Genomic DNA, 11695 nt, shown 5'->3' with positions numbered 1-11695 from the left:
TGCGAAACCCTCGCCTCGGCCAATGTCATGGCCAGCGATCTGGCGTTCGACCTCGAAGGCCCCAAACGCAATACCGCGCTGGGGATTCAGCAGATGATCTCGCTGGCCGAACTCGCCGTGAATCGCGCCCTCGACCACCTCGACCCACCGGATTCACCGGAGTAACGGACCAGAGCGCTGATCGTTCCCACGCTCCGCGTGGTAATGCCTCTAGGGACGCTCCGCGTCCAGTGACGCGGAGCGTCACGGGCTGCATTCCCACGCAGAGCGTGGGAACGATCAATTTTGAAAAACCTCGCGTTGCCCTCGATGCCCGTCACTGGCATCCTGCGCCTCCATTTTCTGACCTGGCCTTATTGGCACCCTCCCCGTGACCTCATCTGACCACTCGAAAACTGCGCTTCGTTCCGACCTGATCTACGGCCTCTATGACCGGCCGCACTTCACTGCAACTGTCTTCGCCGCGCTGCAACATGTGCTGGCGAGCTTCGTCGGGATCATCACGCCCACCCTGATTATGGGCAGCGCCCTGGGCCTGCAAAGCGAAATCCCCTACCTGATCAGCATGGCGCTGTTCGTTTCCGGCTTGGGCACCTTCGTTCAGGCACGACGTTTTGGCCCGATCGGCTCTGGCCTGCTGTGCCTGCAAGGCACCAGTTTCTCGTTTATCAGCGTGATTCTCAGCGCCGGGTTCATGGTCAAGGCGCGTGGTGGCGGCACCGATGAAATCCTCTCGACGATTTTCGGCGTGTGCTTTTTCGCCGCGTTCATCGAAGTGGTGCTGAGCCAGTTCATTGGCAAGTTGCGGATGCTGATCACCCCGGTGGTGACCGGCACCATCATCACCCTGATGGGCTTGTCGTTGGTCAAGGTCGCCATGACCGACATCGCCGGCGGTTTTGGCGCTGCGGATCTGGGCGCAGCAAGTCACTTGGCCCTGGCTGCACTGGTGCTGGGTACCATCGTGGTGCTCAACCGGGTCGACGTACCCTTCTTGCGCCTCGGCGCCATCGTCATTGGCCTGACCCTCGGTTACGTGGTCGCGTGGCTGATGGGTGACGTCGATTTCGCCAACATGGCCGCCGTGCCGCTGATGAGCGTGCCGGTGCCGTTCAAGTACGGCTTCAACTTCGACTGGGTGGCGTTCGTTCCGGTGGCGGTGATTTTCCTGGTCTCGCCGCTCGAAGCGGCCGGTGACCTGACCGCCAACTCGATGATTTCCCAGCAACCGGTCAAAGGCCCGATTTACCTTCGGCGGATCAAGTCCGGTTTGCTCGCCGACGGCCTCAACTCGGCGATGGCGGCGGTGTTCAACAGCATGCCGATGGTCACCTTCGCGCAGAACAACGGGGTGATCCAGCTGACCGGAGTGGCCAGCCGCTACGTCGCGTTCTTCATCGCCGGGTTGCTGGTAGTGCTCGGGCTGTTCCCGATGATTGGCGCTGTGCTGCAACTGATGCCCAAACCGGTGCTGGGTGGCGCTGAGCTGGTGATGTTCGGCACCGTGGCAGTGGCCGGGATCAAGATCCTCGCCGAGGCCGGTCTGCATCGGCGCAACATGCTGATTGTGGCGATTTCGCTGGGCATGGGGCTGGGCGTCGCCGCCGTACCGGAAGTGCTACGCGAATTGCCCAAGGCATTGCACAACATCTTCGAGTCGCCGATCACCGTCGGCGCGTTGTGCGCTATCGTGCTGAATATCTTCCTGCCCGAAGAGTTCATCGAGCTGGAAGAGGACGATTTCGATCCGGAAGCTTCGATCCTCACGGTCATGGAGAACCCGGATGTCACGCCACACGGCGAACCACTCAAGCCTTCCGTGGTCGCACAGGTGAACCGCTAACGCTGCTCGAGGGTCGAGCCGCCAGCGCTTCGACCCTTATTTTATCGAGAGCTCGTTCATGCGCAGATTCCTCGCTTTAAGCCTTTCCCTGCTGTTGCTCAGCTTGAGCGCCTGCGCCCTGTTTCCCAATCGCGATCCGCTGAACGTCAACGTGGTCGGCATCGAACCGCTGCAAAACCAGGACCTGGAAGTGCGCTTTGCGGTGAAACTGCGCCTGCAAAACCCCAACGAAACGCCCATCGACTACAACGGCGTGGCCCTGAGTCTGGAGGTCAATGGCCAACCCCTGGCCTCTGGCGTGAGCAATCAAACGGGGTCGATCCCGCGTTACTCCGAAGCGATTATCACTGTACCGATGAGTATTTCTGCGTTCTCCGTTCTGCGCCAAACCCTTGGCCTGAGCCAGACTCAATCCCTCAACAACCTGCCTTACGTGTTACGCGGCAAGCTGTCTGGCGGCGCGTTAGGCACCCTGCGCTTTGTCGATAAAGGCACACTCAACCTCCCGGGCTCGACAGCAGGCATCTGGTAAATCAGCCGAAGAGCACGGCGCCTCAGATAAACCGCACTCCGGGTTTGGCCCGTTCATCCACGGTCAGCTCGAACACATCCGGGCGCGCGTAGTGCCCGACCACGTCGTAGTCATAGCGCGCACGCACCAGTTCGTCGGTGTCGATCTCGGCCGTCAGCAACCCCGCGCCGCCCAACAGCGGACCGGCCAATACATCACCCATCGGGCCGATGATCACACTGCCTCCGGCAATCAATGGGCGCTCGGCCGGCCAGTTGGCAATCGCAAGACCCAAGGCTTGCGGTGATGGCTGGACCTGACAGGCGCTGACCACGAAGCAACGTCCTTCGTGGGCTATGTGGCGCATGCTGACCTGCCACATTTCGCGCTCGTCGACCGTTGGCGCGCACCAGACTTCCACGCCCTTGGCGTACATCGCCGTGCGCAGCAACGGCATCATGTTTTCCCAGCACACGGCGGCACCAATGCGCCCGACCTGGCTGTCGATCACGGGCAGCGTCGAGCCGTCGCCCTTGCCCCAGATCAACCGTTCGGTGCCGGTGGGCATCAGTTTGCGGTGCTTGGCCACCAAGCCGGTTTGCGGTTCGAAGTACAACGCGGTGCAGTACAAGGTGCTGCCTGAACGCTCGATCACACCCAGCACCAGATTCGCCCCGGTTCGCGCAGATAACCCGGCCAAAGCTTCGGTTTCGACGCCCGGCACCTCGATGGCATTGGCAAAATAGCGTGCAAACGCCTCACGACCTTCCGGCAATCGGTAGCCCAACTGCGTGCCGAAACCTTCGCCTTTGGGGTAACCGCCGAGCAACGCCTCGGGCATGACCACCAGCCCGGCACCGGACTCGATGATCGCCTGTTCATAAGAAAGTATCTGTTCCAAGGTCTCGCCCTTACCGCCTGGCAGCGAACCGATTTGCAGTGCAGCAACGATGGACTTGGGCATCGCGGTAACTCCCTGAGCATTGAGGTATTGCTCATTCTCCGGCCACCGCCGATCATGAATAAAGCCCCATTCACTGCTGAAAGATATGAGCCAAATGAATATCGCCGACATTGACCTCAACTTGCTCAAAGTCTTCGAAGCGCTGCACGACGAGTCCAGCGCCAGCCGCGCCGCGCTGCGTTTGGGCGTCACGCAGTCTGCGGTGAGTGCAGCATTGCGCCGATTACGCGATGTGTACGCCGATCAGCTGTTCGTGCGCACCGGCCGTGGTTTGGCGCCGACATTGCGCGCTAATCAATTGAAACCGGTAGTCAGCGACGCGCTGAACAAATGCCGACAAAGCCTGGCGATGGTCGATCCGGCAGCCAACCAGTACGAAGGGCGTTCAGTGATTGTCGGTTTATCGGATGATTTCGAGATTGCCTATGGCCGGCGATTGATCGAGGAAATCGCCCGACGTGCGCCGAAGCTGCGGCTGATCTTTCGTCAGACCCACAGCCAGATTGTGGCTCAGGCCTTGATGGAGCGCAGCATTGACCTGGCGATCACCGCCGGCGGTTTTGCCGAGCGCTTGCTCAGCCGTCAGGTGTTGGGTGAAGGCGGCTATCAGTGCCTGGTCGACCCCGACAGCCTGGCTGACGGGCAACAGGAAATAGGCCTCGACGAGTTTGTCGCTCGCGAGCACATCCTGGTGTCGTCTGGAGGGTTTATCGGCATTACCGACGAGGGTTTGGCGGGGCTGGGATTGAGTCGGCGAGTGTGCGCGTCAACCACGCACTTTGCCGCGCTGCCGTTCTTGCTCAAGGGCAGCCAGGCCGTGGCAACCATCCCGGCCCATGCGGCGCAGAGCATCGCCGCACTCAGCGGGCTGACAGTGCTGCCCTGCCCGTTGGCGTTGCCACGTTACCCGATCGAGTTGGGTTGGCGCACCAACAACCAACTTGATCCGCTGCTGTTGAAGGTCCGTGAAGCGATTGTGGCGAGCTTTTTACAAGCATCGCCCGCGATCTTTTGATCTTGATTTTGTCGATGCCTCATCCGCCACAAAGATCGCAGGCTGCGCCAGCTCCTACTTGGCAGCCATCAAGCGATTGACTTCGCTGCGGACCATGTTGGCGTATTCTGGCGGTGACATGGCGTCCAGCTCGGAACGCACCCATTCGGCCCATTTGCCTTTGCGCTTGGAGCGCTCGCCGAACAAGCGTGCCGCTTCGCCTTTGGATTTGCCCAGGTTGCTCTGCCAGAGGTCGAACAGACGGGACTTTTCATCTTCAAGCGCAGCGCGCTCGGCAAGGGGCTTGTCGGCCAGATTGAAGCTCATGGGAGTTACCTGCTGCATAAAATAGGCGCCATCTTACACTGTAGGCAGAAATTTCCGGGGGCGGATTTTCCATTTGCGTTGAGTTTCAGGGCAAAAAAACTGCAACTTTTCCGCCGCGCCTACACTCCATTGATCACTGTCCCTTTTACCCGCAAGGAGTCACCTGATGGCCCGAAAAACCCCGGTGCAAGCAAACGACGAGCAAATCAAGGATCAGGTCTTCAGCGAGCTGCACGCGCTGATCGAAGAGTCGGAGAAACTGCTCAAAAGCAGTGCCTCACTGGTCGGTGAGGAAGCTGAAAACCTGCGCGAACAAGTCGCGCTGAAACTGCGGCAGGCACGCGATTCTGTCTCCAGTGTGCGTGAGCGGACCCAACCCGTGATCGAGGCGACCGAAACCTACATCGGTGGTCATCCTTGGCAAACCGTAGCGATCTCGGCCGGTTTTGGCCTGGTGGTGGGGTTGCTGCTGGGGCGTCGTTGAAGAATCAAAAGCGAGCCCATGGGCTTAACGTTCTGTATAGCGAAGCAAGTCCAGTGTGGGAGCGAGCTTGCTCGCGATGACGGTTTTACATTCGACATCAATGTTTATTGTCACATCGCAATCGCGAGCAAGCTCGCTCCCACATTCGATCGTTGCTGTTTCGGAGCTTGTATTCGCTTAACTAAACCGGCATTACGTCATGGCTCGCCTTTTTACATCAATTACCCGCCAGTTCGCGCAATTGCGCCAGGGTCTGCGCATCGAGCGTAATACCCCCGGCCAACGATTTGGCCCGCTCGCGATGACGTCGGTCACCCGGCAAACGCCGCAGCCCCACAGCATGCATCTGCCTGACCAGTTCCTGACTGCGTTCGGCGAAACTCTGCCCGGCGGCTTTGCTCGGATCGATCACGATCAGTAACTGGCCGGTCCACGGGGTTTTCGCTCCGGGATGATTGGACCAGTCGAACTCGAACGAAAAGTTGCCACCGGTCAATGCCGCCGCCAGCAGTTCGACCATCATCGACAACGCCGACCCCTTGTGCCCGCCGAATGGCAGCAATGCACCGCCCTCGAGAATCGCTTTCGGGTCCTGCGTAGGCTGGCCCAGGCTGTCCACGCCCATACCGGGCGGCAGACGCTCACCCTTGCGCGCAGCGATCTGCACGTCGCCATGGGCGATGGCGCTGGTGGCCAAGTCAAACACTATCGGGTCGGCCCCCGCGCATGGCGCCGCGAACGCGATCGGGTTCGTGCCAAACAACGGGCGATCGGCGCCGTGTGGCACCACGCAGGTCATGCTGTTGACCATACTCAGCGCCACCAGGCCCTCGTAGGCGAAAGGCTCGACGTCCGGCCAAAGTGCAGCAAAATGGTGGGAATTACGGATCGCCATGACCGCGATCCCGGCGCTGCGGGCTTTCTCGACCAACAATGCGCGACCTGCGGCCAACGCCGGCTGGGCGAAGCCGTTGTCGGCGTCCACCCGGAGAAAACCCGAGGCCACGTCCTCGACCACCGGAACCGCCTTGCCATTGACCCAGCCGCTGTTCAGCGTCGAGACATAGCCCGGGATCCGGAACACCCCGTGACTATGGGCACCATCGCGCTCGGCGCCGGCACAGTTTTCGGCCAGTACCCGGGCGACTTCCGTACGGGTGCCATGCCTCAGAAATATCGATTCCAGAAGGCCAACCAATTCTTCGTACGACAAATGTTGCGAGTCTGCATTGACGGCATGATCGTGTGGCACAGGCATCTGAAGCTCCACTTTTATTATTGAATACGGGCAACAGCGTGAAATCGGGTTGCACAGCAACCGAAAAAACTTGCCGATTAAGTGCTGTTTTGCAGGTGATCTGTCAAGACTCAGGAGCGCACAAACACCTCAAGCGATATGTACCGCACCTCAACACTTCGCCGACCGTAATGTTTTTCCTCACCCAATTACCCTGCCGATTGCAGCAGGGCGAGGAATCACTATGACTGCCCCCACTCTTCCGTACTTTTTTGACGAAGCCGATATCGCCTCCTTTACGAGGGAGCCCGGCGCTCGGGAAAAAACGCTGGGATTTACCACCGCAGACCTGAAATGGTTGAAACGGGTGTATCTGCCCACCCACGCAACCCGTATCGACGATGCCCATCCCATGCAAGTCGACCGGTTGACCCTGACGCCCCCAGGCAAGATGGCAATCCCCTTGGCCGGGGCCTTCATGATGAGCAAACCTGCGGGTGGAGAAGTAACGCTCTACACGCCCTATAACGGTCTTACCAAACATGCGGATCTGGAGGACCTCAACAGTAAACTCACGCAATGGTTGGGCAACGCCTTCAGTAAGGACGAACTGCTGCGCTATCTCTCCATCGAACAACGTCATGTTTTACAGGAGCGCAGCGAACCGATCATTTCGACAGAGCTCGTCGAAGGATCAGTGTTTCAGGACCAGGAAACCATCATTGCGCTGAATCAATCACGCAACATCAGAACGATGTTGGCCGAGCTCATCAAGACGCCGACGCTACAGTCTATGCTCGATGAGACACTGACTATCGCCCTGAACAAACGCTTCCCGGCACTGAACCAGCGTCACACCCGGATGGACAGCCTCGTCAGCACTGCCGTGCCTGTCACCGTGGACGGTAGCGGCGTCAATCGGCGCACGATGTCTTCCCTGTCGCTCAGTGACGCGGTCCTGCATTTTTACCTGACCAACGCCTGGCCGGAAGGTGAGTTCCGGAGCTTTTCCAATCCTGCACATGGTGTCAGCAGCAATGACGACAATCAGGCTTGGGAAACCACCTTGAAGGAGGTCGCACAAAGCCTGACGCCGCGTCTGCAAAGCTTGCTCGATACCTTCTGGAACAGCCCGATGAGCACCGGAGATTCACGCGCGGATTTTTTCGCCCAAAGCCTGCGTGATTCGTACTGCGTGGACCTCTTGCTCAAGCATCAACAGCGGATATTTACCACTGAAGAACACCAGCAGTTGATGGCTGTTTGCCGCGTCGACACTACCGTTCCATTGGCGGCGAGCCCTTCTATTCGGGTCGAAAAATTACGCGTCACTGCCCCCTACAAACATTACGTGACGCTTGCCTCCACCCTGATGATCAGCGTCCCCGACGTGCCACAGAGAAATGCCTTCCTGTACAGCCCGTCTCGAGGTATTGAGACCAGCACCGACCTGTCGCAGATCCAGAACGTCGTGTTGACGATGATGAAAACCGAAGGGCATGAAGACAATCTGCTCAACTTCCTGGCGTTGGAAGAGCGCGCTACCTTCCTCTCACTGGACCCAAAAGAACGAAAGATTGTCGGCGTACCGATATCAGGCCCGGTGTTTCAGGACTTGATGACCGAGATCCTTGCCAAGCAGGCGCAAAATCTGCAGTTCGCCTTGAGCCGCTACCGTGAAGCGCAAGGCACCGTTGCTCTGGATGCCCTGCTGGATAACGCTCTGGATGTACGGACGTTGATCGACCAGCGTCTTTTGCGCGCCAACGCCGACGGCCGTTGGAGTACGCGTGCAGATCAGCGATGGAATAGCCAACCGGCCACCGTGCGAGCAGAGTCGGCGAAACAATTGTTGGCGCAACTCTCCAGCATCGACGCATCGCTTGATCTTGAGTTCGAAAAAAACTTCGTCCTGCCACAAAAACCAACACGCTTCGAGGACGTGCAAACCGTCGTCGCGCCGTTTCTGAGCCTATTGACACCGAAACTGGCTCATACCCTGTCTGTCGCCTTGCGCAGCGAAGTCAAGTTGCGGACCTTGAGCCGCACGCTGTCGGCTGTGGACCAGGCCATTATCACCACCGTACTCGACAGCCCTGTGCGCTTGCAGCGCGGGGCACTGAACGGTTTTCTGCCCGATGTCTTTTCACTGGCAGTCAAGGCCGGCGCCGCCTCGACCTTACTGCACCTGGCCAATTGTTTCATGCTCACGGAGCGCGGCGGTCTGGACCCACATCATTCAGGACGAGCCATTTTGTGGACCCCGGCCTTTGGGTTTGAAGCATTCGGCTCATTGGCACCGCTGAAGGCTGAACTCCAGCGACGCCTGCTCGATCCGGATGAACGCAGAGGACTTCTGGAAAACCTCGGACGTTACGATCAAACGACTGACCAGGCGTTCACACTGGCGCCCTTACAGCTGATTCACGAAAACTTCCTCGACCACCTGCAAAAACCCTATGCCCAATTGGACCGCGCATCGATCGAGCGGGCGCTTGCTTCAAAGCTCCCCGAAAACACCCAGAAAAATCTGCTGCGATTGATTGCACCGGGCGTACCGATCACCGGACTGAGTCGAGGGATGAGCATTGCCCAGTCCTTGATCACCCAGCAAAAAATACCGGCATGGTTGGCGAAAGCATCCATCGGCGATCAAGTACTGCATGCCGAACTGCTTCAGCAGTATCTGGCCAATGCCAATGACGACAAGGACTACCTGTGCGGCCTGACCTCTCTGACGCGCACTGCTCACGCTGAACTCCAGAAGCAACTCAAGACAGCCTTCAAACAGCATGACGTTGATCCAGACAACGTCGAGTTGCAGTTCAACTCGCGCCTGACCGCCGCCGGTCTGACCCAGACGCTGACAACGTTTGCGCTGACTCATTTTGATGAGCTGGATGCCTTCCCGATCAAGAAAATCACCTCACTCACCGAAGCCGCACTGCCCCCGGGGATGAACGCAGACTATGTGAGAAAACTGGTCCGCAATCTCAAACTTGGAGAGCTCCAGCAATCGATCCTTGAAACGGCGTTCGCATCGAGCAATGCCAGCGCCGTGTCGTACCGTACCCTGTTCGCCAAACAGTTGCCCTGGCAACTGCTGCATTACGCTCATTCGGAGAAACTCCAGGAGCGCCTCAGCGAGACCGGGTTCAACCTGGTTGCGCAGGTTATGAACATGCCGGACGCCATCGCCCGCGCGGCGCTCACAGGCGCGAATGCAGTGATCCGCCCGCTTGAGCTGGTCGCCACACACGGCGCGCAAGTGGCCAAGGCGCTCGGGGTTTACCTGATCGGACCTGGCCCGGGAAAAGACGGTCCGCATGTTCTCCTGGCGCCCTACAGCACCACCCACGCTATCAAGGAGTACGAAAGTGAAAGCAGCCTGTTGGCCGAACTCAATACCACAGGGGCGCTGCAGGACTGGGTGCTCAAGTGCCTGTCGACGCCCGTCCGTGCGACCTATAAGAACCTCTGGGCCTCAACGCTCAACGCGTCCAGCGATATCAAGCTGGCGTCCAATCCGATCACCGGAAATCTGCTCGGCCAGTTGTTTGACGACAATACGAACGTCCTGGCGCGATTGCTCGGCACTCAGTCAGACAGCGATGCCAAGAGTGAATGGCAAACCATAAAACGCGTCTTCGGCGAAGGCCTGGAACAGGCATTCACCTTCCTCAGCGGGAAGCTCGCCTACCTGATCACCGTCTGGAATAGCTATCGCGCTATCAAAACGTCTGCCGAGGACCTTCAAGAACACAAATGGGGTAGCGCCCTCAAGGCGTTCATCAGTGGCATCGCGCAACTGGCGATGTTGCGCCAATCGATGGAAGCACCACCGACTACGGCAGTGGCCGAACCCGAACCTTCGCTGGAAATACCCACCACGAAACGTCAGTGGCAGGACATCGATATAACAGCTCCCGAACGAACCCGCCTGCAGCGTCATGAAAGTATCGACATCAATCTGCAGTCACTCACGCCGGCCTCGGCGTCAGGGCTCTACCTTCACCCAACCACCAAAAAGTACTACGCGCCGGTCGAAGGCAAAGTGTATCGCGTTGAAAAGCGTGGTACTCCCTGGCGCATTGTCAGTGATCGCGGCGAGGGGCCCCAGCTGCTGCAGAACAGCTCAAAACAGTGGGTTCTCGACCCATCGGCACACGCCCCGCGCTACGGAATGCTCAACCGACTCGAGACACGTACCGCCCGTCAGGCGGGCATGAACGTAGAAGCCACCGGCATGCGCGCCATTCGCGAGCTTTATCCGGTCAGGGCCCGGTTGATTGATGAGGCACTTGATCTGGCGACCACTTATGCCTGGAACAGCCAGCGCAATCTCCAACTGATAAAGACCAGCGCGGTCCAGACGACACGCGTGCATCAACTGATCAAGGACTTTCTGGGTGTGCCGGCGGTACTGCCCGACCATGTGGCGAAGCTTGAAAAAGTCGTCGGCGAGGTTTTTGGCGCTTTATTGGACCCGGACCTCAGAAAGGTCGATTCCAAACGTTTTGTTGCGGGCACAAGCCGTGAAGACCCCGAAAGTGTATTCGCCTTTACCATCCCGAACGATGCAGGGAGAAAACTCTACCTGTTGGAGAAATTCTTTCTCCCCAGGCTCGATCACTATCGCAACTACATGGCGGATCCTTCGTTTGCCATCAGCGCCCATGCCCGTGCGGTAACGCTGATCCATGAGCTCTCGCATCTCGTCAGTAACACCGAAGATATTGCGTACATGGACGCCTGCAAGCCCTTCGTCGACCTGCTGGGGACGTTCAGTCCACGTGCGCAGCTACTCAAGCGCACACTGGGAGAACTCCAGCAAGAAGCGCTTTCGAGCCGATCGCCCTTGGCGCAGCTCTTCACGATTTTTAATTCCAGCAGCGGCGTTTGGGAAGATTTGGGCAGCACGACCTACGAGAATACTGCCGATGCGCTGAAACAGGTGTTGGCGCTGACCGGGCAACAGACCCTCCAGGCAGCCCGCACAACATTCATGAACGATGCAAATGTGAGGCTGGCGGTACAACTGGGCAATGCCGACTCTGTAGCCTTGTTTATCAGCCACCTGGGGCGCCAACTGGATACCAGCACGCCTTGACACCGAGTGAACAACGCCATCCTGCGGTTGATGGGAATGTGCCTTGCCAAGGTAACGATCCAGTATGAAAAAAATTTAATGGTGCAGACCCTGACATCTCACCTTGCGCTGACGTGGTTCCGACAAATTTTCTACATACGAGCCTTCATGATTTGCTCAGCTCATTCGTCATTAATCAATGAGAGCACCCATCACTTTTTCCTGATCAGGCTCTGAAAAGGAGTT

At 58.4% G+C, this 11695-nt stretch carries 9 protein-coding genes; 6 read left to right on the top strand and 3 right to left on the bottom strand.

Annotated features, from left to right (window positions below):
- The 3 genes from AC1RKH_RS27895 to AC1RKH_RS27885 form a co-directional block, all read left to right on the top strand.
- On the top strand, window positions 1-165 hold a 165-nt coding region (locus AC1RKH_RS27895), incomplete at its 5' end, for a DUF6124 family protein (protein ID WP_493184056.1).
- 205 nt (window positions 166-370) lie between these two features.
- On the top strand, window positions 371-1843 hold the full coding sequence (locus tag AC1RKH_RS27890) for a nucleobase:cation symporter-2 family protein (protein WP_493064546.1): 1473 nt from the start codon (window positions 371-373) through the stop codon (window positions 1841-1843).
- A gap of 58 nt (window positions 1844-1901) precedes the next feature.
- Entirely contained in the window at window positions 1902-2375 is a 474-nt protein-coding gene (locus tag AC1RKH_RS27885) for an LEA/WHy family protein (RefSeq protein WP_493064547.1), read from the top strand.
- A 22-nt stretch (window positions 2376-2397) separates the two neighbouring features.
- Here AC1RKH_RS27885 and AC1RKH_RS27880 read toward each other — a convergent pair whose 3' ends face one another.
- A complete protein-coding gene (locus AC1RKH_RS27880; RefSeq protein ID WP_493064548.1) occupies window positions 2398-3318 on the bottom strand; it encodes a carbon-nitrogen hydrolase family protein in 921 nt (306 codons plus the stop codon).
- 85 nt (window positions 3319-3403) lie between these two features.
- On the opposite strand from AC1RKH_RS27880, the gene AC1RKH_RS27875 reads away from it, so the two are divergent.
- Window positions 3404-4333 carry a LysR family transcriptional regulator gene (locus tag AC1RKH_RS27875; RefSeq protein ID WP_493064549.1) on the top strand — a complete coding sequence of 310 codons (930 nt, stop codon included), beginning with the start codon at window positions 3404-3406 and terminating at the stop codon, window positions 4331-4333.
- 54 nt (window positions 4334-4387) lie between these two features.
- On the opposite strand, the gene AC1RKH_RS27870 is transcribed toward AC1RKH_RS27875, so the two are convergent.
- Window positions 4388-4639: a hypothetical protein gene (locus AC1RKH_RS27870; RefSeq protein WP_019690567.1), complete on the bottom strand. Its 252-nt coding sequence runs from the start codon at window positions 4637-4639 to the stop codon at window positions 4388-4390.
- Window positions 4640-4805: 166 nt separating this feature from the next.
- On the opposite strand from AC1RKH_RS27870, the gene AC1RKH_RS27865 reads away from it, so the two are divergent.
- A complete protein-coding gene (locus AC1RKH_RS27865; RefSeq protein WP_493064550.1) occupies window positions 4806-5123 on the top strand; it encodes an ElaB/YgaM/YqjD family protein in 318 nt (105 codons plus the stop codon).
- Window positions 5124-5340: 217 nt separating this feature from the next.
- On the opposite strand, the gene AC1RKH_RS27860 is transcribed toward AC1RKH_RS27865, so the two are convergent.
- The gene (locus AC1RKH_RS27860; protein ID WP_493064551.1) at window positions 5341-6381 is read right to left on the bottom strand and encodes an Ldh family oxidoreductase; all 1041 of its coding nucleotides are present in this window, start codon (window positions 6379-6381) and stop codon (window positions 5341-5343) included.
- Between the two features lie 223 nt (window positions 6382-6604).
- Between AC1RKH_RS27860 and AC1RKH_RS27855 the strand changes: the two genes are divergently transcribed.
- Window positions 6605-11470, top strand: coding sequence for a dermonecrotic toxin domain-containing protein (locus AC1RKH_RS27855; RefSeq protein WP_493064552.1), 4866 nt, complete (start codon window positions 6605-6607; stop codon window positions 11468-11470).
- The last annotated feature ends 225 nt before the right edge of the window (window positions 11471-11695 follow it).

The sequence above is a fragment of the Pseudomonas sp. GW822-FHT06B12 genome, assembly GCF_058799675.1.
Note: the sequence above shows the minus strand (reverse complement) of the source record. Positions and strands in the feature narration are given on the sequence as shown.